Annotated in this window: 22 protein-coding genes; 11 read left to right on the top strand and 11 right to left on the bottom strand. The window is 62.0% G+C overall.

The window, feature by feature from the left end; translation table 11 throughout:
* The gene (locus ACWHXD_RS25455) at positions 1–279 is read left to right on the top strand and encodes a PTS sugar transporter subunit IIB (protein WP_138762244.1); all 279 of its coding nucleotides are present in this window, start codon (positions 1–3) and stop codon (positions 277–279) included.
* A 125-nt stretch (positions 280–404) separates the two neighbouring features.
* Here the strand turns inward: ACWHXD_RS25455 and mltF are convergent, their stop codons facing one another.
* Positions 405–1,865 (bottom strand): membrane-bound lytic murein transglycosylase MltF, encoded by a 1,461-nt coding sequence (mltF, locus tag ACWHXD_RS25450; protein ID WP_032895413.1) that lies wholly within the window; start codon positions 1,863–1,865, stop codon positions 405–407.
* A 286-nt stretch (positions 1,866–2,151) separates the two neighbouring features.
* Between mltF and purL the strand changes: the two genes are divergently transcribed.
* The 5 genes from purL to ACWHXD_RS25425 all read left to right on the top strand — a co-directional run bounded on the left by purL (position 2,152) and on the right by ACWHXD_RS25425 (position 8,924).
* Positions 2,152–6,048: a phosphoribosylformylglycinamidine synthase gene (purL, locus tag ACWHXD_RS25445; RefSeq protein WP_032895414.1), complete on the top strand. Its 3,897-nt coding sequence runs from the start codon at positions 2,152–2,154 to the stop codon at positions 6,046–6,048.
* A gap of 4 nt (positions 6,049–6,052) precedes the next feature.
* A complete protein-coding gene (locus ACWHXD_RS25440) occupies positions 6,053–6,364 on the top strand; it encodes a YqfO family protein (RefSeq protein WP_044268045.1) in 312 nt (103 codons plus the stop codon).
* 270 nt (positions 6,365–6,634) lie between these two features.
* Positions 6,635–7,081 (top strand): hypothetical protein, encoded by a 447-nt coding sequence (locus ACWHXD_RS25435; RefSeq protein ID WP_032895416.1) that lies wholly within the window; start codon positions 6,635–6,637, stop codon positions 7,079–7,081.
* Positions 7,082–8,098: 1,017 nt separating this feature from the next.
* On the top strand, positions 8,099–8,362 hold the full coding sequence (locus tag ACWHXD_RS25430) for a DUF6124 family protein (RefSeq protein WP_032895417.1): 264 nt from the start codon (positions 8,099–8,101) through the stop codon (positions 8,360–8,362).
* A gap of 277 nt (positions 8,363–8,639) precedes the next feature.
* Positions 8,640–8,924, top strand: coding sequence for a hypothetical protein (locus ACWHXD_RS25425; RefSeq protein WP_032895418.1), 285 nt, complete (start codon positions 8,640–8,642; stop codon positions 8,922–8,924).
* Between the two features lie 72 nt (positions 8,925–8,996).
* On the opposite strand, the gene nagE is transcribed toward ACWHXD_RS25425, so the two are convergent.
* The 7 genes from nagE to ACWHXD_RS25390 all read right to left on the bottom strand — a co-directional run bounded on the left by nagE (position 8,997) and on the right by ACWHXD_RS25390 (position 17,491).
* Positions 8,997–10,694, bottom strand: coding sequence for an N-acetylglucosamine-specific PTS transporter subunit IIBC (gene nagE / locus ACWHXD_RS25420; protein ID WP_138762246.1), 1,698 nt, complete (start codon positions 10,692–10,694; stop codon positions 8,997–8,999).
* 26 nt (positions 10,695–10,720) lie between these two features.
* Positions 10,721–13,231 carry a phosphoenolpyruvate--protein phosphotransferase gene (ptsP, locus tag ACWHXD_RS25415; protein ID WP_138762306.1) on the bottom strand — a complete coding sequence of 837 codons (2,511 nt, stop codon included), beginning with the start codon at positions 13,229–13,231 and terminating at the stop codon, positions 10,721–10,723.
* A gap of 30 nt (positions 13,232–13,261) precedes the next feature.
* Positions 13,262–14,284, bottom strand: a complete 1,023-nt coding sequence (locus ACWHXD_RS25410; RefSeq protein ID WP_138762247.1) for an SIS domain-containing protein — start codon at positions 14,282–14,284, stop codon at positions 13,262–13,264.
* Positions 14,265–15,371 carry an N-acetylglucosamine-6-phosphate deacetylase gene (gene nagA, locus ACWHXD_RS25405; RefSeq protein WP_138762248.1) on the bottom strand — a complete coding sequence of 369 codons (1,107 nt, stop codon included), beginning with the start codon at positions 15,369–15,371 and terminating at the stop codon, positions 14,265–14,267. Before nagA ends, ACWHXD_RS25410 begins: the two co-directional genes overlap by 20 nt.
* A 22-nt stretch (positions 15,372–15,393) precedes the next feature.
* Complete coding sequence (locus ACWHXD_RS25400) at positions 15,394–16,140, bottom strand: GntR family transcriptional regulator (RefSeq protein WP_032895423.1); 747 nt, start codon at positions 16,138–16,140, stop codon at positions 15,394–15,396.
* 262 nt (positions 16,141–16,402) lie between these two features.
* Positions 16,403–16,906 carry a L,D-transpeptidase family protein gene (locus tag ACWHXD_RS25395; protein ID WP_138762249.1) on the bottom strand — a complete coding sequence of 168 codons (504 nt, stop codon included), beginning with the start codon at positions 16,904–16,906 and terminating at the stop codon, positions 16,403–16,405.
* Between the two features lie 36 nt (positions 16,907–16,942).
* Positions 16,943–17,491, bottom strand: coding sequence for an NUDIX hydrolase (locus ACWHXD_RS25390; protein WP_057975073.1), 549 nt, complete (start codon positions 17,489–17,491; stop codon positions 16,943–16,945).
* 147 nt (positions 17,492–17,638) lie between these two features.
* Here ACWHXD_RS25390 and ACWHXD_RS25385 point away from each other — a divergent pair, with 147 nt between their 5' ends.
* The 5 genes from ACWHXD_RS25385 (at position 17,639) to purT (ending at position 20,859) form a co-directional block, all read left to right on the top strand.
* Positions 17,639–18,241 carry a CoA pyrophosphatase gene (locus ACWHXD_RS25385; protein WP_098950462.1) on the top strand — a complete coding sequence of 201 codons (603 nt, stop codon included), beginning with the start codon at positions 17,639–17,641 and terminating at the stop codon, positions 18,239–18,241.
* Positions 18,242–18,277: 36 nt separating this feature from the next.
* Entirely contained in the window at positions 18,278–18,802 is a 525-nt protein-coding gene (locus ACWHXD_RS25380) for a gamma carbonic anhydrase family protein (RefSeq protein WP_032895426.1), read from the top strand.
* A complete protein-coding gene (locus ACWHXD_RS25375) occupies positions 18,799–19,014 on the top strand; it encodes a DUF1289 domain-containing protein (RefSeq protein ID WP_003193973.1) in 216 nt (71 codons plus the stop codon). Before ACWHXD_RS25380 ends, ACWHXD_RS25375 begins: the two co-directional genes overlap by 4 nt.
* Before the next feature lie 125 nt (positions 19,015–19,139).
* Positions 19,140–19,607, top strand: coding sequence for a preQ0 transporter (locus ACWHXD_RS25370; RefSeq protein ID WP_003193971.1), 468 nt, complete (start codon positions 19,140–19,142; stop codon positions 19,605–19,607).
* A 70-nt stretch (positions 19,608–19,677) separates the two neighbouring features.
* Entirely contained in the window at positions 19,678–20,859 is a 1,182-nt protein-coding gene (gene purT, locus ACWHXD_RS25365; RefSeq protein WP_017139720.1) for a formate-dependent phosphoribosylglycinamide formyltransferase, read from the top strand.
* A 45-nt stretch (positions 20,860–20,904) separates the two neighbouring features.
* On the opposite strand, the gene ACWHXD_RS25360 is transcribed toward purT, so the two are convergent.
* The 3 genes from ACWHXD_RS25360 to ACWHXD_RS25350 all read right to left on the bottom strand — a co-directional run bounded on the left by ACWHXD_RS25360 (position 20,905) and on the right by ACWHXD_RS25350 (position 24,661).
* Entirely contained in the window at positions 20,905–22,215 is a 1,311-nt protein-coding gene (locus ACWHXD_RS25360) for an MFS transporter (RefSeq protein ID WP_138762250.1), read from the bottom strand.
* Between the two features lie 382 nt (positions 22,216–22,597).
* Positions 22,598–23,836: a transporter associated domain-containing protein gene (locus ACWHXD_RS25355; RefSeq protein ID WP_138762251.1), complete on the bottom strand. Its 1,239-nt coding sequence runs from the start codon at positions 23,834–23,836 to the stop codon at positions 22,598–22,600.
* 12 nt (positions 23,837–23,848) lie between these two features.
* A complete protein-coding gene (locus ACWHXD_RS25350) occupies positions 23,849–24,661 on the bottom strand; it encodes a cytochrome C assembly family protein (RefSeq protein WP_003193966.1) in 813 nt (270 codons plus the stop codon).
* Between the last annotated feature and the right edge of the window lie 38 nt (positions 24,662–24,699).

Below are 24,699 nucleotides of genomic sequence, written 5' to 3'. Positions count from 1 at the left end.
ATGTTCGAGAAATTGCAGCGGGCGTTCTGGAAAGCCCTGACGCCTGATTTGGTGGCCGAGACGGTTACCGCGTCGACCCCCAGCCTGTTGTCGGCCGAGGTGCTGAGCGCATTGGGCGGGGAGGGCAACGTCACGTCACAGCAGCGCGTGGCACTCACGCGGGTGCGGGTGCAGTTGAAGGAGGGGCAGCGGTTGGATGAGTCTGCGTTGAAGGCGGCGGGTATACCCGCCGTGATGGTACTGCCGGGCGGTGCGGTCCACCTGCTCACCGGCCTCTAAGCCAAGTGAAGATCCAAATGTGGGAGCGGGCTTGCTCGCGAAGGCGGTGTGTCAGTCAGCACATGTATTGACTGATCCACCGCCTTCGCGAGCAAGCCCGCTCCCACATGAGGTATGTGGTGTTTTTATAACTGTGGGGTGTCTTGCGCAGGCTTGGTCTTGTCCACACCCGGCACATGCAGGTTGCCTTCCACCACCTGGTTACCCTCCAATTGCGGCTGGGTCACCCAGGTGAGGATGTCGTAGTAACGCCGGATGTTGGCCACAAAATGCACCGGCTCGCCGCCGCGGGCGTAGCCGTAGCGGGTCTTGCTGTACCACTGCTTCTGCGACAGGCGTGGCAGCATCTTCTTCACGTCCAGCCACTTGTTGGGGTTCAGGCCTTCTTTTTTCGCCAGGATGCGCGCGTCGTCCAGGTGGCCGGTGCCCACGTTATAGGCGGCGAGGGCGAACCAGGTGCGGTCGGGTTCGGCGATCTTGTCGTCCAGCTCATCCTTGATCCGCGCCAGGTACTTGGCGCCGCCCATGATGCTCTGCTTGGGGTCCAGGCGGTTGGACACGCCCATGGCTTGCGCGGTGTTCTGGGTCAGCATCATCAGGCCGCGCACGCCGGTCTTGGACGTGACCGTGGGTTGCCACAGCGATTCCTGATAACCAATGGCTGCCAATAACCGCCAATCGACTTTCTCGGCCTTGGCATAGGCGCGAAAGTGCTTCTCGTACTTGGGCAAGCGTTGTTGCAGGTGCTGGGCAAAGGTGTAGGCACCGACATAGCCGAGGACATCGACATGCCCGTAGTAGCGATCCTTCAGACGCTGCAGGGTGCCATTCTTCTCGACCTTGTCCAGGTAACTGTTGATCTCGTTGAGCAGGCTGTTGTCTTCACCGGCCGCCACCGCCCAGCTCTGGTTGCTGGCATTGCCAAGGTCGAAGGCCACGCGCACATTGGGGAAGTACACCTGGTTCATGGCCACCTCGTTGGAGTCCACCAGGGTCAGGTCGATTTGCCCTTCGTCGACCATGCGCAGCAAATCCACCACTTCAACGGCGTCGGATTCTTCGTACTCGATGGCCGGGTTCTGTTTTTTCAGCGCCGCCAGTTGTTCGGCGTGGGTGCTGCCCTTGAGCACCATGATCTTTTTGCCCACCAGGTCGGCGGCGTTGGTGGGGCGCGATTGGCCGTTGCGGTAGATGATCTGCGGGGTGACTTCAAGGTACGGGTGGGAAAAGCGCACTTGCTGCTGGCGCTGCTCGCTGCTCACCAGGCCGGCGGCGGCGAGTACCGGGCCGTTGGGTTTGCTCAGCTGGTTGAACAGGTCGTCAAGGTTGTCGGCTGTCTCGATTTCCAGTTTCACGCCCAGATCGTCGGCAAAGCGCTTGACCAGTTCGTATTCGAAGCCGGTTTCACCGTTGCGATCCTGGAAATACGTGGCGGGACTGTTGCGAGTGACCACCCGCAATACGCCATCCTCCTTGATTCGCTCCAGTGTGCTGGGTTTATCAACACAGGCACTGAGCATCAGGAAGAGCAAGGTGGCGATGAGCCATTTGACGCATCGCAGGCGCGAAACAGTTGGGAAGAACATCTGCGCAGTATACGCAAACGGCTCACGGCGCCATATCTCGACAGCGGCGCACTTGTCTGCTAGCCAGCGCAAAACTGTGCTGCAGCCCGCAGAAACGGGGCTTGGCGAGGGTTTGTGACGGTTAAAATAACTGCGCCCAATGCCCTGGATAACGCCGTGATCGCAGGCAAAGCGTGCCAACTGACGTTCGGCGGCGGCCACCGGTAGCGTTTCGGGTGCCGTTGGCGAAGGTTTACGCTAGAATGCACGGCCTCAAAGCACACCCCTTCCCGAGGCTGTCCCGAAGATGTTGATCCTGCGCGGCGCTCCTGCCCTTTCTGCCTTTCGCCACAGCAAACTCCTTGAGCAACTGAGCCAGAAGGTTCCAGCTGTTACAGGCCTGTACGCTGAATTTGCTCACTTCGCCGACGTAACCGGCGTCTTGACCGCCGACGAACAGCAAGTGCTGGCACGCCTTCTGAAGTACGGCCCAAGCGTTCCCGTTCAAGAGCCGACTGGCCGCTTGTTCCTGGTTCTGCCGCGGTTCGGCACCATCTCGCCCTGGTCGAGCAAGGCCAGCGACATCGCCCGCAACTGCGGCCTGGACAAAATCCAGCGCCTGGAACGTGGGATCGCCTTCTACGTGGCTGGCCAGTTCAGCGACGCCGAGGCCGAGCTGATCGCCAGCAGCCTGCACGACCGCATGACCCAGATCATCGTCAGCCAGCTGGAACAGGCTGCCGGCCTGTTCAGCCACGCCGAACCCAAGCCGCTCACCGCCATTGACGTACTCGGCGGTGGCCGCGCGGCCCTCGAGAAGGCCAACACCGAGCTGGGCCTGGCCCTGGCCGAAGACGAGATCGACTACCTGGTCAACGCCTTCAACGGCTTGAAGCGCAACCCCCACGACATCGAACTGATGATGTTCGCCCAGGCCAACTCCGAGCACTGCCGCCACAAGATCTTCAACGCCAGTTGGGACATCGACGGCCAAAGCCAGGAAAAAAGTCTGTTCGGCATGATCAAGAACACCTACGTGATGCACAGCGAAGGTGTTCTGTCGGCTTATAAGGACAACGCCTCGGTGATCGTCGGCTCCGTCGCCGGCCGTTTCTTCCCCGACCCTGAAACCCGCCAGTACGGCGCGGTGCAGGAGCCGGTGCACATCCTGATGAAGGTTGAAACCCACAACCACCCGACCGCGATTGCCCCATTCCCGGGCGCTGCTACCGGTTCCGGTGGCGAAATCCGCGATGAAGGTGCCACCGGCCGTGGCGCCAAGCCCAAGGCGGGCCTCACCGGTTTCACCGTGTCCAACCTGCAGATCCCGGGCTTCGAACAGCCGTGGGAAGTGCCGTACGGCAAGCCTGAGCGCATCGTCACCGCGCTGGACATCATGATCGAAGGCCCGCTGGGCGGCGCCGCGTTCAACAACGAATTCGGGCGCCCGGCGCTCACCGGCTACTTCCGGACCTTCGAGCAGTCCATCACCACCCCGCGTGGCGATGAAGTGCGCGGTTACCACAAGCCGATCATGTTGGCCGGCGGCATGGGCAACATCCGTGAAGAACACGTCAAGAAAGGCGAGATTCTGGTTGGCTCCAAGCTGATCGTGCTCGGCGGCCCGGCGATGTTGATCGGCCTGGGCGGCGGTGCGGCTTCTTCCATGGCCACCGGCACCAGCTCGGCAGACCTGGATTTTGCTTCCGTACAGCGCGAAAACCCTGAGATGGAGCGCCGCTGCCAGGAAGTCATCGACCGTTGCTGGCAGTTGGGTGACAAGAACCCGATCAGCTTCATCCATGACGTCGGCGCCGGTGGTTTGTCCAACGCCTTCCCGGAACTGGTCAACGACGGCGACCGTGGTGGCCGTTTCGAACTGCGCAACATTCCAAACGACGAGCCGGGCATGGCCCCGCACGAAATCTGGAGCAACGAATCCCAGGAACGCTACGTACTGGCCGTCGGCCCTGAAGACTTCGCACGCTTCCAGGCCATCTGCGAACGCGAGCGTTGCCCGTTTGCCGTGGTCGGCGAAGCCACTGCCGAGCCACAACTGACGGTCACCGACAGCCACTTCGGCAACAGCCCGGTGGACATGCCGTTGGAAGTGCTGCTGGGCAAGGCTCCGCGCATGCACCGTTCGGCGGTACGTGAAAGCGAACTGGGCGATGACTTCGACCCAAGCACGCTGGACCTGGCCAACAGCATCGAACGCGTGCTGCACCACCCGGCCGTGGCGAGCAAAAGCTTTTTGATCACCATCGGCGACCGCACCATCACCGGCCTGGTTGCCCGTGACCAGATGGTCGGCCCATGGCAAGTGCCGGTGGCCGACGTTGCCGTCACCGCCACCAGCTTCGACGTATACACCGGTGAAGCCATGGCCATGGGCGAGCGCACACCGCTGGCCCTGCTGGACGCTCCGGCGTCGGGCCGCATGGCCATTGGTGAAACCCTCACCAACATCGCCGCCTCGCGCATCGGCAAGCTGTCCGACATCAAACTGTCGGCCAACTGGATGTCCGCTGCCGGCCATCCGGGTGAAGATGCGCGCCTGTACGACACGGTCAAAGCCGTGGGCATGGAGCTGTGCCCGGAGCTGGGTATCACCATTCCGGTGGGCAAGGACTCCATGTCCATGGCCACCCGTTGGAACGAAGACGGCACCGACAAGAGCGTCACCTCGCCGCTGTCGCTGATCGTCACCGGTTTCGCGCCGGTCACCGATATCCGCCAGACCCTGACCCCGCAACTGCGCATGGACAAGGGCACCACCGACCTGATCCTGATCGACCTGGGCCGTGGCCAGAACCGCATGGGCGCCTCGATCCTGGCGCAAACCCATGGCAAGCTCGGCAAGCAGGCCCCGGACGTCGATGACGCCGAAGACCTCAAAGCCTTCTTCGCCGTGATCCAGGGTCTCAACGCCGACGGCCACCTGCTGGCTTATCACGACCGTTCCGACGGTGGTTTGCTGACCAGCGTTGTCGAAATGGCCTTCGCCGGTCACTGCGGCCTGAACATCGTGCTCGACAGCGTTGCCGAGGATGCTGCCGAAATCAACGGCATCCTGTTCAACGAAGAGTTGGGTGCGGTGATCCAGGTGCGCCAGGACGCTACCCCAGACGTACTCGCGCAGTTCAGCGCCGCTGGCCTGGCCGAGTGCGTGGCGGTGATTGGCCAGCCGATCAACAACGGCGAAGTCAATATCTCGTTCAACGGCGACACGGTCTTTACCGGTCAGCGCCGCTTGCTGCAACGCCAGTGGGCCGAGACCAGCTACCAGATCCAACGTCTGCGCGACAACGCCGACTGCGCCGAGCAGGAATTCGACGTAATCCTGGAAGAAGACAACCCGGGCCTGAGCACCATGCTCAGCTTCGACGTCAACCAGGACATCGCCGCGCCTTACATCAAAAAAGGCATCCGCCCACAGGTTGCCGTACTGCGTGAGCAGGGCGTCAACGGCCAGGTGGAAATGGCGGCCGCGTTCGACCGCGCCGGCTTCAATGCGATCGACGTGCACATGAGCGATATCCTCGCCGGTCGTGTGGACCTCAACGAGTTCAAGGGCCTGGTGGCCTGCGGTGGTTTCTCCTACGGCGACGTGCTGGGTGCCGGTGAAGGCTGGGCCAAGTCGGCCCTGTTCAACAGCCGTGCCCGCGATGCGTTCCAGGGCTTCTTCGAACGCAACGACAGCTTCACCCTGGGTGTGTGCAACGGTTGCCAGATGATGTCCAACCTCAGCGAACTGATCCCGGGCAGCGAGTTCTGGCCGCACTTTGTGCGTAACCGTTCCGAGCAGTTCGAAGCCCGTGTTGCCATGGTGCAGGTGCAGGAATCCAACTCGATCTTCCTGCAGGGCATGGCCGGTTCGCGCATGCCAATCGCCATCGCCCACGGTGAAGGCCACGCCGAATTCAGCAGCGAAGAAGCGTTGCTTGAAGCCGACCTGTCCGGCACTGTGGCCCTGCGCTTTGTCGATAACCACGGCAAGGTCACCGAAAGCTACCCGGCCAACCCGAACGGCTCGCCACGCGGGATCACCGGCCTTACCAGCCGCGACGGCCGCGTGACCATCATGATGCCGCACCCGGAGCGCGTATTCCGCGCCGTGCAGAACTCGTGGCGCCCGGAAGAGTGGAACGAAGACGGCGCCTGGATGCGCATGTTCCGCAACGCCCGCGTGTGGGTGAACTAAGGCCGTGTACAAGCTCGCCTTCTTCGTGCCCGACAGCCATGTAGAGACGGTGAAAACCGCCGTCTTCACCGCTGGCGGCGGGCGCATCGGCGACTACGACAGCTGCGCCTGGCAAGTGCTGGGCCAGGGCCAATTCCGCGCGTTGGACGGCAGCCAGCCGTTTATCGGGCAGGTGGGCCAGGTTGAAGTGGTTGAAGAGTGGAAGGTTGAGCTGGTGGTGGCGGATGAGTTGATTGCGGCTGTCGTGGCTGCTTTGAAACTCAGTCACCCGTATGAGACACCGGCGTATGAGGTGTGGCAGTTGGCGGATTTTTGATCGGCTGGCTGCATAAACAAGAAACCCGCTGGGCCAGTTTGGTCAGCGGGTTTTTTCTTGTCTGTGAGGGCCTCATCGCGGGCAAGCCCGGCTCCCACAGTTTGAACGTGTTGTCCTGTCATGCATCAACCCACTGTGGGAGCTGGCTTGCCTGCGATGGCGGTGGTGCAGGCACCTCAGACTTTTCTGACAAGCCTTTCAGGTTGTCCCTCGGAACCTGTCTCAATAGCCTTCTTCGGTCGCTGTCGGTTCATTATTTGGAGGCTGCGGATGGCGAAGCCTTTTAACGGTCCAGTCCTCTCGTCCGCCTTGGACACACTGGTCAAAAGCCCTTTGAACCAGGCTGATGATGCTGCCCTGGTCAGTGCAGCGAAGGCTGTGTGGTATTCGGATACGAATCTTGTGGGCGAGGTGAGGGCGTTCATGGAGGAACACTCCAGTGAGTTGGAGCTTCGTCGCGCGGGTTATTTGCTTGAGCGATTCACGCGCTTTTCGTGCGCGACAGATAATCGGGTAAAGGAAGCGTTGAAGGCGCTTGAACTGTTTTCAGCTTCCAGGCAATACGTGAAACCACAAGGCGCTGTTGCGTTGCGCAGTCGCCGTGACGAGCTGGCAATGTCTTGGGGGTTGAGTGAGGGACTGGGTTTGAAGGTTCAGGCCTTGATGCCTTTTCAGACCCGCCATTACGAAGCGCAGCAACGCGCAGCGTCTGCCTAGGCGGACGTCAAATGACAAGTGTGTGAAACAAGAAACCCGCTGGGCCAGTTTGGCCGGCGGGTTTTTTGTTGTCTGCAAGGGCCTCATCGCGGCATAGGTATCTACACAACTTCGGGTATTGCGCCGAACCTGTGGCGAGGGAGCTTGCTCCCGTGGCGACCGGACAGCCGATGCTTATCTACCTGACGCCCCGCGATCAAACTGTGGGAGCGGGCTTGCTCGCGAAGGCGGCCTGACAGCCGACAGGGATGTGGGATTAGATTGAGTACATATCCGTTATTTAGGTAACGGCCACCTAGGGTTCCGCTCTGACAGCGGCTCACTTTTGAAAAGCGCAAAAGTAAGCAAAACGCTCTTGCCCCACCACTCGGCACCTCGCTTAGGCTCGGTGTGCCCGAACACAGGCTTGAATCCGTGGGCCGCCGCCACGCGCCATCCATGGCGCGGGGCGGCTAACCCGGCGTCCTGCCGGGTTACCCACGAATTCAAGCCTGCGTTCGGCCAGCGTGGTTTAACGGGGCGCCTGAGATCAAGATCACAAGCAGATCAAGATCAAGAGCGGCTCGCTTCGCATCGTGGTTACCGTTGGGGCGCTACAGAGTTGTGTAGATACCTATGCTCATCGCGGGCAAGCCCGGCTCCCACAGTTTGAACGTGTTGTCCTGTCATGCATCACCCCACTGTGGGAGCTGGCTTGCCTGCGATGGCGCCTGTGCAGGCGCCTCAGAACTTTCCGACAAACCTTTCAGGTTGTCCCTCGGAACGGGTACCACTAACCTTCGTCAGTCGCTGCCAATTCAGCGACCGGGACTGCAAGCCCGCCGAAATTATGTTGGAGCTCATAAGCGCCGCTATAATCGTGGCGCTTTTCATGGTCATCGCTTTATGGTGGCTGTGTGCGGGAGACCTTTGGGTCTACCCGGGATGCTCCTTCCTTGGTCTTGCAGGCCCGCACACAGCTGCCACCCATCATCTGCAAGTGATGTTGGTAGTTCCCATTTTTTGAGGAGCATTACCATGATCAAAGACAGTCCCAATCCCCCTTCCGATCAGTTATTCAGCGTACGACGCAGTATCGATAGCGAAACCTTGCTCGCCAATACCTCGCAGGACATCGCTTCGCTGCAGGCGCTAACCAGCCAGCTGGCGTTTGAAGTCGCTGGCGCGCAGCGTGATGTTGTCTTGGCGATTTGCCGGATGCTGGAGGGTATTCAGCTCATGGTGGATCGGGTGTTGGACTTGAACGAAGTGCCCGAGCTTAAACCTTCCGGCGCCAGTTAAAACCCATTCGCGAGCAAGCCCGCTCCCACATTTTGATCGGTGCCTGACTTGGCAACGCGGTCAAATGTGGGAGCGGGCTTGCTCGCGAATAGGCCAGAATAGCCACAACATCTCTAGAGCCTGGCACCGACCTCAACGCCAATGACCAACCGCTCCAACGCCTCGCCCAACCACTAAAGTGGCCCGAACCGCTCGTCGAAACTGTTATTTCTAACAGTTACCCCTGTTCGCCAATAATGGCTCACTGGCTCCTCACTTACGCAGATGGAGAATGACCATGGTTGTTTCTATTACCAGCGTTAAAACGGCAGGTGACGAAGAGATTCCAAGCGGCGGCAGTACGCCTCGTAGAACTTTGACCTTTACCGGTCGTGTCTCTGTTTCTGGGCTTGTTGATATCAAAGATGGCCCGCAAGGGCAGGTCTTAGAGAGTGCGCAAGCCACGGCTGGTACCCCCTTCGAAGTTACTGTGGACAATTTGGATGCCAAGAAATACGAGTTCGTGGCCGTTAATAGAGATACACAAGATAGCTCGGAACCATGGGTGATCACGGTTACTTAAGACGCTTGGTTGATCGTTCCCACGCTCTGCGTGGGAACGCATCCCGTGACGCTCTGCGTCACCCTAGCGCCGTCAGGCATTGATCGGGCGAGTCACCAACCGCTCCAACGCCTCACCCAACCCCGATGCCTTGTCACCCATCAACAGGTGCCAAACACCGCTCTCAAGCTGACTCACACCCTGGCAGCCCAGCGCAGTGAGCTGAGCCTCAGACAGCCGCGAATCATCCCCCAACTCCACCCGCAACCGGGTCATCGCTACCGCTTCCAGATGGCGCACATTCCCCCGGCCACCCAAGGCACTCAGCCACTTCTCAGCCTCCTGCACATTCACCGTCACCGGCTTATCCACAGGTGCAACCGCTACAGGCGTTACGGCGACAAACCCCGGCATCGCCAAGCGAATTTCATCGGCAATACTATCGGCCATCGGCCCAACCACCACCTGCAAACTCCCCCCATTCCCCGGCCGCACCACAGCCATGGCACCCAGCGCTTTGAGCTGCGCATCCACCGCCTTGTTGCGATCCACCATGTCCAAGCGCAGCCGCGTGGTACAAGCACCCACACTCAGCAAGTTCTCAGCCCCACCCAACGCCTGGATATAAGCCGTCGCCCGCTGGTTATCGCTCATCGCTTCAGCCTGCACCACCTGGATGTCTTCACGGCCCGGTGTCTTCAGCTTGAAGCGGCGGATGCAGTAGCTGAACACGCTGTAGTAGATCACCGCGTAGGCCAGGCCCACCGGCACCACCAGCCAGCCATTGGTGGACTTGCCCCAGCCCAGCACCATGTCGATAAACCCGCCGGAGAAGGTAAAGCCCAGGTGGATATTCAGCAGGTCGGTGACCGCCATCGACAGGCCGGTGAGCAGCGCGTGGATCAGGTACAGAAATGGCGCCAGGAACATGAAGGCAAATTCAATCGGTTCGGTCACGCCGGTGAGGAACGAGGTGAGCGCCATCGACAGGAAAATCCCGCCCATCACTTTGCGCCGCTCAGGCAACGCATTGCGGTACATCGCCAGGCACGCAGCAGGCAAGCCGAACAGCATCACCGGGAACATGCCGGTCATGAACTGGCCGCCTTTGGGGTCGCCGGCAAAGTAGCGGGTCAAGTCACCGGTGACCACCGCGCCGGTGACTGGATCGGTAAAGCTGCCGAACACGAACCAGGCCATGTTGTTAAGGATGTGATGCAAGCCGGTGACGATCAGCAGGCGGTTGAATACGCCAAACACGAACGCGCCCAGGCTGCCGCTTTCCATCAGCAGCACCCCGAAGCTGTTGATGCCGTGCTGGATCGGCGGCCAGATCAGGCCGAAAATCACGCCCAGGCCCACCGCGCTGAAGCCGGTGACAATCGGCACAAACCGTCGCCCGCCAAAGAACGCCAGGTATTCCGGCAACTTGATGTCCTTGAAGCGGTTGTACAGCCCACCGGCCATCAGGCCGCTGGCGATACCGGCGAGCATGCCCATGTTGATGGTGGTGTCCATCACCTTGAGCGTGGAGATCATCACCAGGTAACCAATCGCCCCGGCCAGGCCTGCGGTGCCGTTGTTGTCGCGGGCAAACCCCACGGCAATGCCGATGGCGAAGATCAGCGCCAGGTTGGCGAAGATTGCCTGCCCGGCATCGTGCATCACCGCAATGTTGAGCAAGTCGGTGTCGCCCAGGCGCAGCAACAGGCCGGCAATCGGCAGGATCGCGATCGGCAGCATCAAGGCACGGCCCAGGCGTTGCAGGCCTTCGATAAAGTGTTGGTACATGGCGTGTCTCCCTATTCTTGTTGTTTTCAGCTCAGCGGCCAGTGGTGTTGACAGGCTTGGCGAACGGCCTTGGCGCTGCTCAGGTTGAGCAGCTCCTGGCTCAGTTGCCGGCATTGCGCCGCGTCCAGGTGGCGAACGCGGTCCTTGATCTCTCCGATCTGCGGCGGGCTTACCGACAGCTCGGTGACGCCCAGGCCGACCAGTACCGGCGTGGCCAGCGGGTCAGAGGCCAAGGCGCCACACACACCAACCCAACGCCCATGCTTGGCTGCGCCGGCACAGGTTTGGGCGATCAGTCGCAACAATGCCGGGTGCAGCGCGTCGACACGGGCGGCCAGGCCTGCGTGGTCGCGGTCCATGGCCAGGGTGTACTGGGACAGGTCATTGGTGCCGATGGACAAAAAGTCCGCATGCTCGGCGAGTATTTCGGCCATCAGCGCGGCGGCGGGCACTTCGATCATCACCCCCAGTTCGGGGCGCTCGGTCAGTGCCAGCTCCACGCACAACTCATCCAGGCGCTGACGAATCTGCAGCAGTTCATCCACCTCGCTGACCATCGGCAGCAGGATGCGACAACGCCCCAGCGGCGCGACTTGCAGCAGGGCACGCAGTTGCTGGTCGAGCAGTTCCGGGCGCACCTGAGCCATGCGAATGCCGCGCAGGCCCAGCACCGGGTTGGCTTCGACGGGCAGCGGCAGGTAGTCCAGCTGCTTGTCGCCGCCCACATCGATGGTGCGGATGATCACCGACTTGTCGCCCATGGCATCCAGCACGGCCTGATAAGCCTGGCGTTGTTCCTGCTCGTCCGGCGCGGTGCGACGGTCGACAAACAGGAATTCGGTGCGCAGCAGGCCGACGCCATCGGCGCCGTTTGCAAACGCCAGTTGGGCCTCGCTGCTGGAGGCGACATTGGCGGCCACTTCGATGGTCACGCCATCGCGGGTACTCGCCGCTTGCTGGGCTTGGGCCTGCTGCTCTTTACGACGCAGTTTTTGTGTTTCGCGAATCTGGTGCACTTCGGCATGGCGCGCTTCGCTGGGGGCCAGTTCCAGGCGGCCGTTGGCGGCATCAAGCACCACCCGTTGGCCTTGGGGCACGTCGAGCACTTCATCGCCCAACGCCACCACACAGGGCAAGCCTTTGCCCCGCGCCAAAATGGCCACATGGGAAGTCGCGCCGCCTTCGGCCATGCAGATGCCCGCCGCGTTTTGCGTGCTCAGTTGCAGCAAGTCCGAGGGCGTCAGTTCATGGGCGCTGACAATCGCACCGGCCGGCAATTCGAAATGCCAGGCTTCACCCAACAAGGCACGCAATACGCGTTGTTGCAGGTCGCGCAGGTCGTTGGCGCGTTCGGCAAACAGCGGCTTGCCCAAGGCCAACAGCACGGCGCATTGGGCCTGGATCGCATCGCGCCAGGCGTGGGCGGCGGCGCTGCCCTGTGCGATGGCGGTGGTGGCTGCGTCGAGCAATGCAGGGTCTTCCAGCAGGGCGAGGTGGGCGGCGAAGATGTCTTCTTCCTCGACGTTCTTGCGTTGGCGAGCGTGGTCCAGGGTGCTGCGGATTTCACCGCGCACTTGCTCAAGGGCCATATCCAGCTGTTGCCGTTGCTCATCGATGTTGTGAGCGCCGGTGTCCTCCGGCAGCTCGATGCCCGTCAGGCGGAACAGCGGCCCGCATACCAGGCCCGGGGCCGCGCACACACCTTGCAGTACATTGGCTTCGGTATTCACGCGGCGGGGCGTGGCCACGACCGGCGCGTGATGTTCTTCGTGCACCACCACAGACAGCGCGGCGACCAATGCCTGCAACGCGGCTTCGCAATCGGCGCCACGGCAGGTCACCCGCACCTCGTCGCCTTCGCCAATGCCCAGCCCCATCAGGCCGATCAGGCTGTCGCATGGCGCCGATTTATCACCGCTGTGCAACTGCGATTGGCTGCTGAAACCCTGCGCCGTCTTGCGCACCAGCGCGGCAGGGCGCGCATGCAAGCCGCCACGGTGAGTGATGCGCACGCTGGCACTGGCTTCGGCGCTGGAGTTATCCACAGCTGTCTGAACGGCGGTGCCCGAACGCGGGGCCAACTGCATCAGCGGCTCGCCGGCCTTGACGCTTTTCACTGCCAGAGGCGTCAGCGCAAAACGCTCGCTGTTGGTGAGGATGATCAGGCTCACCAGGCTCTTGCACTGGCGCGCAATGCGGTCCAGGTCAAACTGCACCAGCGCCTGGCCCTGGCTCACCCGTGTGCCTTCCTTCACCAGCAAGGCAAAGCCTTCGCCATTGAGTTCAACAGTGTCGATGCCGATATGCATCAACACCTCGGCGCCATTGTCGGCGCGCAGGGTCAGGGCGTGCCCGGTGCGGGCGACATGGATGATCACGCCGTCACAGGGCGCCTGCAGGCAGTCGTTCAGCGGGTCGATAGCGAGACCGTCGCCCATGGCGCCGCTGGCGAACACTTCGTCGGGGACGCGGTTCAGGGCCAGCACCGGCCCACTCAAGGGGGCGCTAAGGGTCAATGGATTATTGTTGTTGGGCATGGGCACGGTACTCATCAGGAAAACGCCGCTTTAGTGCGTGCGGGTGACTTTGCTCAGGTGGCGCGGCTGGTCCGGGTCCATGCCACGTGCTTCGGCAAGGCCTGCGGCCATCACGTAGAAGCTCTGGATCGCCAGGATCGGGTCCAGGCTCGGGTGTTCGGCGCGGCTCAGGGTCAGGTCGCGTTCGGCGATGTCATCCGGTGCGGCCAGCAGCACGCGGGCACCGCGTTGGCGCATATCGGCGGCCAGGCTCAACAGGCCGGCCTGCTCGGCACCGCGTGGGGCGAACACCAGCAGGGGGTAGTTCTCGTCGATCAGCGCCATCGGCCCGTGGCGCACTTCGGCGCTGCTGAAGGCTTCGGCCTGGATCGCCGAGGTTTCCTTGAGTTTGAGCGCGGCTTCCTGGGCGATGGCAAACCCGGCGCCGCGGCCGATTACCATCAAGCGCTGGCTACCTTTAAGCGCGTCGATGGCCGTGTGCCAATCCTGTCTGGCGGCGTCACGCAGGCCTTCGGGCAAGGCCTGGCAGGCTTGCAGCAAGTCGGCTTCTTGATTCCAATGGCCGATCAGTTGCGCACTGGCGCTGAGGGTGGCGATAAAACTCTTGGTGGCGGCCACGCTGAGTTCCGGCCCGGCGCACAGCGGCACATGGAATTCGCAGGCGGCTTCCAGCGGCGAGTCTTCGGCGTTGACCAGTGAGATGCTCAGGGCGCCACGCTTGCGCAACAGGCGCAGGCTGTTGACCAAATCCGGGCTCTGCCCCGATTGGGAGAAACCAAACGCCACCTGGCCGCTGACTTTCATCGGCGCCTGCAACAGGGTCACCACCGACATCGGTAACGATGCCACCGGAATGCCCACATGCTGCATGGCCAGGTAGGCGAAGTAACTGGCGGCATGGTCGGAACTGCCACGGGCGATGGTCATCGCCACTTGCGGCGGCTGGCGGCGCAGGCGGCCGGCGATTTCTTCCAGCATCGGGTCCAGGCGCTGCAGTTGGGCCGCGACGGCGTCGCAGGAGGCCAGGGCCTCTTCAAGCATTTTTGAAGTCAATGGTGTCTCCTTCGACCATTACGTCGGTGAGTGTCAGGGAGCGGTCCAGGCGCACGCAGTCGGCAAAGCTGCCGGGTTGCAGGCGGCCGCGTTCTTCCAGGCCCAGGTAGTCCGCAGGAAATTGCGACAGGCGTTGTGAGGCTTCACTGATAGGCAGGCCGATTTTCACCAGGTTGCGCAGCGCCTGATCCATGGTCAGGGTGCTGCCGGCCAGGGTGCCGTCGGCCAGGCGCACGCCGCCCAGGCATTTGGTCACGGTGTGGCTGCCCAGCTTGTACTCGCCGTCGGGCATGCCGGCGGCGGCGGTGGAGTCGGTGACGCAGTACAGGCAGGGGATCGAGCGCAACGCCACACGCATGGCGCCGGGGTGCACATGCAGCAAGTCCGGGATCAGCTCGGCGTACTGGGCGTGGGCCAGCGCGGCGCCGACGATGCCGGGTTCGCGGTGATGCAGCGGGCTCATGGCGTTGTACAAGTGGGTGAAGCTGGTGGCGCCGGCGGCCAGGGCCGCAACGCCTTCTTCATAGCTGCCCAGGGTGTGGCCGATCTGCATGCGCACGCCGCGTTCGCTGAGGGCGCGGATCAGGCCGTCGTGGCCGGCGATTTCCGGGGCGATGGTGATCACCCGGATCGGCGCCAGGCGCAGGTAGGCTTCCACTTCCTGCATCAATGCGGTGTGGGCGAAGTTGGGTTGGGCGCCGAGTTTTCCCGGATTGATGTAGGGGCCTTCCAGGTGCACGCCGAGTACGCGGGCGCTGCCGGCTGGGCGCTGTTCGCAGAACGTGCCGAGCTCACCGAGTACGCGGGAGATTTCTTCCACCGGCGCCGTCATGGTGGTGGCCAGCAGCGAGGTAGTGCCAAAACGCACGTGGGTACGGGTAATGGTCTCGAAGGCGCGGGCGCCTTCCATGATGTCGGCACCGCCACCGCCATGCACATGCAGGTCGATAAAGCCCGGCAGCAGGTAGGGCAGGTCGTTGTCGGCCGGGTCGCACGGCGTGCCGTCAATGGCGACCACCTTGCCGTGTTCATGCACCAGGCGACCGCGCATCCAGCCGCTGGGCGTGAGGATATTGTCTTCAGTCATGGGCAGTTCTCTAAGTTCGCATTCAGGCGGAGTAGTCATGGCGGCGCAGCTCTGCGACAAAGTCGTAGTAATCGTTGCGGCAATAGGTGTCGGTGATTTCAATCGGCGTGTTGTCGGCGGTGTAGCCCACGCGGGTCATCAGCAGCATGGCGGTGCCGGGGGCGATGCCCACCAGTGCGGCGAACTCGTCCGAGGCATTGATCGCCTGGATATGCTGCAAGGCGCGCACGATGGGCTTGCCGATGCTTTCCAGGTATTCGTACAACGAATTGCCGATGGCCTGGGGATGGGGCAACACCGACGCCGGCATGGCGGTCATTTCGATCGCCATCACCGTGTCATCGGCTTTGCGCAGGCGCTTGAGGCGCGCCACTTTGTCGGTGGGCGACAGGCCCAGGCGGATCAGTTCTTCGTGGGTCGGCGGGGTGATGTCGCGTTCCAACCACTGGGACGTGGGCACAAACCCCTTGAGCCGCAGCATTTCGCTGAACCCCGACAGGCGGGACAAGGGTTGTTCCAGGCGCGGCGTAATGAAAGTGCCGGAGCCTTGGCTGCGACGGATCAGGCCTTGAGCCAGCAACACTTCCAGCGCTTTACGGGCGGTGACCCGCGAGATGCTCAACTGCTCGCTGAGGGCGCGTTCCGAAGGCAGGGCCTGTTCGGATTTCCACTGGCCGGCATGGATCGCTGCTTCAAGGCTGCGGGCCAGTTGCAGGTACAGCGGCGTGGATTGCTTGTCGTCGGGGCGCAGGGCCAGGATGGGGTTCATCTGTCAGGTTTCCGATGCGTTATTGGAGTGTTGTCGCCCGGTAATGGCCGAAAACTAATACCACTTAAATACCATGTCAATGCTACCAAAACGGTGCGAATCCCGGTTTCAGGGCGCTTTAATGGGGCTTGGTATCAAGTGGTATTAGAGAGGTCTTTGTGGCGCGCACAAGTGCAGGGTCCCGCGCGGTGAACTGGTATTCACCGGCAGGCGCTGCCTGGGGCAGGAATTATTTTCGAATTATTTTACGAACGGCGTGGGATTACGGCCGAATCTCGATGAGGGTGCCGTCTTTGACCAGGTTCCACACTTCGCGCATATCCACGTTGCGCATGCCGATGCAGCCGTCGGTCCAGTCCAGGGTGTGAAACCACTGTTCCGGGTAGTCTTCGGTGTCGGGGGTGCCGTGGATCATGATCATGCTGCCCGGCTTCACGCCGTCGCGGCGGGCGCGGGCGGCGTCGCTGATGTTGGGGTAGGAAATGTGCATGGCCAGGTTGAAGCGGTCGCTGGTCTTGCGCCAGTCGATCCAGTAGAGGCCTTCGGGGGTGCGGCGGTCGCCTTCGATCAGCTTGTGGCCCTTGGGGTTCTTGCCCAGGGAAATGCGATAGGTCTTGAGCGGCTTGCCGTCGTTGATCAACTGCAACTGGTGGGCGGACTTGAGTACCAGGACTTTCTCGACCGTTTTACCGCCAAGGGTTTGCACCGTGGAGGCCGGGGACAGCGTGGCGAACGACAGGCAGATCAGAGCAAGCAACCAACGCATTGAAACGGTATCCCTTTGGCGACATTGGCCGGCTTGTTATTGGGCGGGCTTGGACAGCGGTGGCACGGACTCGCTGCGCACCGGGTAGGCCTGTTGGCGACGGTCAGCGAAGAAGCATTCTAAGGTACGCCCGACCGTGCGGAAAGCCAGCTCGGACCAAGGGATATCGGCTTCGTCGAACAGCCTCACTTCCAGGCTTTCCTGGCCTGCGGCGAAGTCCAGGTCGATCAGTTCGGCGCGGTAGAAGATATGCACCTGGCTGATGTGCGGCACATTGATCAGGGTATAGAGGCTCAGGTTACGCACCCGGGCGCAGGCCTCTTCCAGGGTTTCGCGCATGGCGGCCTGTTCGACGGTCTCGCCATTTTCCATAAAGCCTGCGGGCAGGGTCCAGTAACCCAGGCGTGGCTCGATGGCGCGGCGGCACAGCAGCACTTGGTCGCCCCACACCGGCACGGTACCGGCGACGATATTGGGGTTCTGGTAATGAATGGTCGAGCAGTGGTCGCATACATAACGCAGGCGTGCGTCGCCTTCGGGAATGCGTTGGGTCACCGGTTTGCCGCACTGGCTGCAGAAATTCATGCTGGGGTTCCTGGACAATGGGCACATCTTGGCTCGGTGCCGGGCGTTCCTGCAAGTTGTCGTTTCGCGACAGCCCTGCGGTTTTGGGGTTGGGCGCTCGCACGCTTTGGTGCATGATGCAAGGTAGCCAACAGACCGAGATGACTCATGCTGGACGAGCTACTTCGCCGGGTAAGCAATCACACCCCCCACACCCTGGAAACCGACGGGCGTTTCCCCGAGGCGGCGGTGCTGGTGCCGATTACCCGCAGTGACGAACCCGAGCTGATCCTGACCCTGCGCGCCAGCGGGCTGTCGACCCACGGGGGCGAAGTGGCCTTTCCTGGCGGGCGCCGCGACCCCGAAGACCCGGACCTGATCTTTACCGCCTTGCGCGAAGCCGAAGAAGAAATCGGCCTGCCGCCGGGGCTGGTTGAAGTCATCGGCCCGTTGAGCCCGCTGATTTCCCTGCACGGCATCCGCGTAACCCCCTATGTGGGCGTGATCCCCGATTACGTCGAATACCTGGCCAACGACGCCGAGATTGCCGCCGTTTTCAGCGTGCCTTTGGACTTTTTCCGACAGGACCCACGCGAACATACCCACCGCATTGATTACCAGGGCCGCAGTTGGTATGTGCCCAGCTACCGGTTCGGCGAATACAAAATCTGGGGGCTGACAGCAATCATGATCGTCGAGCTGATCAACCTGCTCTATGACGATGCCCAGATCAGCCTGCACCAGCCGCCCAAGAGCTTCATCAATCTATAAGCCATCGTTCAAATGGCAAGCCGTGAGGAAAAAACCATGAAATACCGCCTGGGCGACGCCCGCGTCGAGACGCACCCCCACAGCTGGGTGGCGCCTAATGCCACTTTGGTGGGCAAGGTCAAGCTGGAGGAGGGCGCCAACGTCTGGTTTAACGCGGTGTTGCGTGGCGATAACGAGCTGATCCTGATCGGCAAGAACAGCAACGTGCAGGACGGCAGCGTGATGCACACCGACATGGGCTACCCGCTGACCCTCGGCACCGGCGTGACCATTGGTCATAACGCCATGCTGCACGGTTGCACCGTCGACGACTACAGCCTGATCGGCATCAACGCAGTGATCCTCAACGGCGCCAAGATCGGCAAGCACTGCATCATCGGCGCCAATTCGCTGATCGGTGAGGGCAAGGAAATCCCCGACGGCTCGCTCGTCATGGGCTCGCCAGGCAAAGTGGTGCGTGAGCTGACCGAGGCGCAAAAGCGCATGCTCGAAGCCAGCGCCGCGCACTATGTGCACAACTCGCAGCGTTATGCCCGTGACCTGGCTGAGCAGCAGGAATGAGCACAATTGAACGACCGGTCGCCTCGCCCTGCGTGAGCATTTGCGCGCTGGATGATGACGATATCTGCACCGGCTGCCAGCGCAATGTGGATGAGATCACGCGCTGGAGCCGCATGGACAACGCCGAGCGCCGGGTGGTGCTGGGGTTGTGCCATGAGCGGGCGGTGGCGAGTGGGATGATGTGGATGACCCCTGGGAAATCCGGCGCCTGACAGCCCCCGCCCTGTAGGAGCGAGCTTGCTCGCGAAAAACCCAAAAACACCGCGTATAGTCAGGTGCCCCGCGTCATCGTTAACGTTTTTCGCGAGCGAGCTCGCTCCTACAGGTTTTCTGCCCCATGTTTTTCCTGATCGCCTACATCAGCAGCGTCGTGCTGATCAACTTCGCCTTCTCCACCGCCCCGCACCTGGACGTTATCTGGTCCGCCTGGGGCGGCCTGGTATTTATCCTGCGCGACATGGTGCAAACCCGCTTCGGCCATGGCGCAATCATCGCCATGCTGGCGGCGCTGGTGCTGTCCTATATCACCTCCGACCCGTCCATCGCCCTGGCCAGTGCCACGGCGTTTGCAGTGTCCGAGTGCATCGACTGGCTGGTGTTCAGCATCACCAAGCGCCCGCTGCATGACCGCCTGTGGATAAGTTCGGCGCTGAGCATTCCCCTCGATACCTTTATCTTTTTCGGCCTGATCGGCGCACTGACGCCAGCGGTGGCGGGCACTGCACTGGTGTCCAAATTCGCCGGGGTCACCGTGGTCTGGCTGATCATGGCCTGGCGCATCCGCCGGCGGGCCGTCGCCAACTGAGGCCAATTTTTACAGTTCATGTAAAATGCCGGCCTTTCTCCCCCATGATCCGCTCCCCTGAGGACCTGAGATGACCCGAATCGGAACTCCATTGTCGCCAACCGCGACCCGCGTTTTGCTGTGTGGCTGCGGTGAGCTGGGCAAGGAAGTGGTAATCGAACTGCAGCGCCTGGGCGTTGAAGTGATTGCCGTGGATCGCTACGCCAACGCGCCGGCCATGCAGGTGGCGCACCGTAGCCATGTGATCAACATGCTCGACGGTGCCGCTTTGCGCGCTGTGATCGAGGCGGAAAAGCCGCACTTCATCGTGCCGGAAATCGAAGCCATTGCCACCGCGACATTGGTTGAGCTGGAGGCCGAAGGCTTCACCGTGATTCCCACCGCCCGCGCCACGTCGCTGACCATGAACCGTGAAGGCATCCGTCGCCTGGCCGCCGAAGAGCTGGACCTGCCGACCTCGCCATATCACTTCGCCGACACCTTCGAAGACTACAGCAAGGCCGTCCAGGACCTGGGCTTCCCGTGCGTGGTCAAGCCGGTGATGAGTTCGTCGGGCAAGGGCCAGAGCCTGCTGCGCAGCGCCGACGACGTGCAGAAAGCCTGGGACTACGCCCAAGAGGGCGGGCGTGCCGGCAAGGGCCGGGTGATCATCGAAGGTTTTATCGACTTCGACTACGAAATCACCCTGCTGACCGTGCGCCACATCGGCGGCACCACCTTCTGCGCGCCGGTGGGGCATCGCCAGGAGAAGGGCGATTATCAGGAATCCTGGCAGCCGCAGGCCATGAGCCCCATTGCCTTGGCGGAATCCGAGCGCGTTGCCAAGGCGGTAACCGAAGCCTTGGGCGGTCGTGGTCTGTTTGGTGTGGAATTGTTCATCAAGGGCGATCAGGTGTGGTTCAGCGAAGTGTCGCCGCGCCCCCATGACACTGGCCTGGTAACCCTGATTTCCCAGGACCTGTCGCAGTTCGCCTTGCACGCTCGCGCCATCCTCGGCCTGCCGATCCCGTTGATCCGTCAGTTCGGGCCTTCGGCGTCGGCGGTGATTCTGGTGGAAGGGCAGTCCACCCAGACCGCATTCGCCAACCTCGGCGCCGCGCTGAGCGAGCCGGATACAGCGTTGCGTCTGTTTGGCAAACCCGAAGTGAACGGCCAGCGCCGCATGGGCGTGGCGTTGGCGCGGGATGAGTCGATTGAAGCGGCTCGGGCTAAAGCGACCCGTGCTTCCAAGGCTGTCGTTGTAGAACTCTAAGCCGCCACGCTCGTTCCCACGCAGAGCGTGGGAACGAGCATGGGGTCAGGTGACCTTGTTCAAGTCATTATCCCGCGTCTCTTTCAGGCACAGCACCGCAATCAAACTCAGCAACGCTGCCGCCGACACATACCCCCCGACATAACTCAAACCACCCATCGCCACCAGCTTGGTCGCGAAGAAGGGTGCCGCCGATGCCCCCACGATCCCACCCAGGTTATACGCTGCCGAAGCGCCGGTATAACGCACACGCGTCGGGAACAATTCCGGCAGCAGGGCGCCCATTGGTGCGAAGGTCACGCCCATCAAAAACAGCTCCAGCGCCAGGAACAGCGCCACGGCCCAGGTCGAGCCATGGGTCAGCAGCGGCTCCATGGTAAAGCCCGACAGAATCGCCAGGACCGCACCGGCGATCAACACCGGCTTGCGCCCGTAGCGATCACTGGCCAAGGCGGCCAATGGCGTTGCCAGCCCCATGAACAACACCGCAAAGCACAAAAGGGCGAGGAAGGTTTCACGGCTGTAGCCCAAGGTGGAAACGCCGTAGCTCAACGAAAACGCCGTAGTGATATAGAACAGCGCGTAGCACACCACCATCGACGCGGCGCCCAGCAGTACCGGCAGCCAATGCTGGCTGAACAGTTCCACCAGCGGCACTTTCACCGGTTTTTCCTTGGCCACGGCATTGGCGAATACCGGCGTCTCATGCAGTTTGAGGCGCGCATACAGGCCCACCATCACCAGCGCGGCACTGAGAATGAACGGAATGCGCCAGCCCCAGCTGCGGAATTGTTCGTCATTCAGGCTCATGGCCAAGATCAGGAACAAGCCGTTGGCCGCCAGGAAGCCAATCGACGGGCCCAGTTGCGGGAACATGCCGAACCAGGCGCGCTTGCCCTTGGGCGCGTTCTCGGTCGCCAGCAAGGCCGCGCCACCCCATTCCCCACCCAGGCCCAGGCCTTGGCCGAAGCGCAAAACACACAAGAGAATCGGCGCCCAGGCGCCGATGCTGTCGTAGCCCGGCAGCAAGCCGATCAAGGTGGTACATACACCCATCAATAGCAGAGAAGCCACCAGGGTGGATTTACGGCCGATACGGTCGCCGAAGTGGCCGAACAACGCCGACCCCAACGGGCGGGCGATAAAGGCGATGCCGAAGGTCAGGAACGACGCCAGCATCTGCGCGGTGCCGGAGGTCTGGGGGAAGAACACCGGGCCGATCACCAAGGCGGCAGCCGTGGCGTAGATGTAGAAATCGTAGAACTCAATGGCGGTGCCGACGATGCTCGCCGTGGCGACGCGGGCGGTCGAGTTGGCTGGGGCGGCGCTCGCGGCCTCTTGGTAGGTGGTGCTCATGACGTTATCCCTGACGGTTATTGCGCGTTTGGACGCGGATTATTATTGGTCGAACACCCATGGATCAGGGCTGTGCGCGGGGCGGCTCGGGATGGGAGCAAACACCGGTCGGACATGGTAAGGCGGTGCCAGGACACGCTGGGTGCGGGTAGCACGCGGTCGGGCGGGGCTTGGGTAAGCCGCAGGGATTATAGGAAGGGGGCTAAGGATCCAACAAGGGGCTGGCGAGGATCTATGGCCTGGAACTGGATCAATGTGGGAGCTGGCTTGTGTGGGAGCCGGGCTTGCCCGCGATGCAGGCACTTAGGTGTGTCAGTCACACCGCAGTGATGCTATCGCAGGCAAGCCAGCTCCCACAGTGACCGGGTTCAGCCTGTTGGAGTCAGGCTGCGACTGGCACGTGGCTGGTATGCCAGATCAACACCTTGCTCACCCGGTTGTCCTCGGTCTCGAGGATTTCCAGGCGATAGCGGCCGACTTTCAGGCACACCGCGCAATCGGGAATGGTCTCCAGCGCCTCGGTGACCAGGCCGTTGAGGGTCTTGGGGCCGTCGCTGGGCAGGTGCCAGCCCAGGCTTTTGTTCAGTTCGCGGATCGAGGCGGCGCCGTCGATGATGTAGCGACCATCGGGCTGGGCTTCGATATGCGGGTTATCCACCGCCTGATCGCTTTCGAATTCGCCGACGATCTCTTCCAGAATATCTTCCAGGGTGACAATGCCCAGCACTTCACCGTACTCGTCCACCACCATGCCCAGGCGCCGCTGCTGTTTATGGAAGTTCAGCAGTTGCAGCTGCAACGGCGTGCTTTCCGGCACGAAGTAAGGCTCGTGGCAGGCGGCGAGCAGGGCCTCTTTGGTCAGGCTGGCGTCAGGCAGCAGGTGTTGGACCTGCCGGGTATTGAGCACGGCCTGCACCTGGTTGATGTCGCTGTGGAACACCGGCAGGCGGGTGCGCGGCGAGGTGCGCAACTGTTCGATGATGTCCTCTATCGGCTCATCCAGGTTGATGCCGTCCACTTCACTGCGCGGCACCAGGATGTCATTGACCGTGATGTTGTCCAGGGCATGGATGCCGGGCAGGCCGGGCGTGCGGTCGGCGTCGGTGTCGGGCTCTGGGTCGTCGTCATGGTCGGGCAGGGGCTCGTCGCTGTTTTTGACCACGCCGGATTTGCGTGCAAACGGGCGCAATAACAGCAGGCTGACGCCATTGAGCAGCCAGGCCAGGGGGTAGAGGATTTTCAGCGGCACGCCCAGCAATGTATTGCCAAAGCCCAGCACTGCTTGCGGATGACGGGTGGCCAGGGTGCGTGGCAGGTAATCGGCCAGTACCAGCAGCGCTGCGCAGGAAATCAGCCAGCCCAGCCAGGGCCCGTTCTCTGCCCAGGCATAGATCGCCAGCAGCGTGCAAAGAATCACCACGGCGGCGCGGCACAGGCTGTTGCACAGGATCAGGCTATGGCGCGGGAAGCTCAGGCGCGCAGCCGCCTTGTCGCCCTGGCGTGTGCCTGGGCGCAGGGCCAGCAGGTGTTGTTGTGCAGCTTCTATGGCAGTAAACAGCGCCGCCCACAAAATCAGCAGGGCAATTACGGCGAGCATCGGCCCTAAGGGCAAGTTGTCCATGATCACTGCCCGTCAGATATGCAGGATGTATTCGCGAACCAGCTTGCTGCCGAAATAGGCCAGCATCAACAGGCAGAAACCGGCCAGGGTCCAGCGAATGGCTTTGTGCCCACGCCAGCCGAGGCGGTTGCGCCCCCACAGCAGCACGCTGAACACCACCCACGCCAGGCACGCCAGCAAGGTTTTATGCACCAGGTGCTGGGCAAACAGGTTTTCGACGAACAGCCAGCCGGAGATCAGCGACAGCGACAGCAGGGTCCAGCCGGCCCACAGGAACCCGAACAGCAGGCTTTCCATGGTTTGCAGGGGCGGGAAGTTCTTGATCAGCCCGGACGGGTGCTTGTGCTTGAGCTGGTGATCCTGCAACAGCAGGAGCAGGGCCTGGAACACCGCGATGGTAAACATGCCGTAGGCAAGGATCGACAACAGGATGTGGGCGAGGATGCCCGGCTCCTCGTCGATCACCTGTACGGTGCCGGTGGGGGTGAACTGCGCCAGCAGCACCGTCAGCATTCCCAAGGGGAATAACAGCACCAGCAGGTTCTCCACTGGGATCCGGTAGCAGGCCAGCAGCGTCAGCGCGATGACGGCCGCGGCGATCAGGCTGGCGGCGCTGAAAAAGTCCAGGCCCAGGCCGACCGGGGTCATCAGGTGGGTGAACAGGCTGGCGGCATGGGCCAGCAGGGCCAGCACGCCAAGGCCGACGAGCAGACGTTTGTCCGCTTTGGCGCCTTGGGCCAGACGAGTGCCCTGGTAGAGGGTCGCAGCGGCATACAAAATGGCGGCGGCGAGGCTGGGTAGCAAACTGGGTGACAAAGGGAGCATAAATCCTGGTAGGCAAGCCCGAAAGGCGTTGAGTTTGG

It is taken from the genome of Pseudomonas fjordensis, assembly GCF_976987115.1.
Note: the sequence above shows the minus strand (reverse complement) of the source record. Positions and strands in the feature narration are given on the sequence as shown.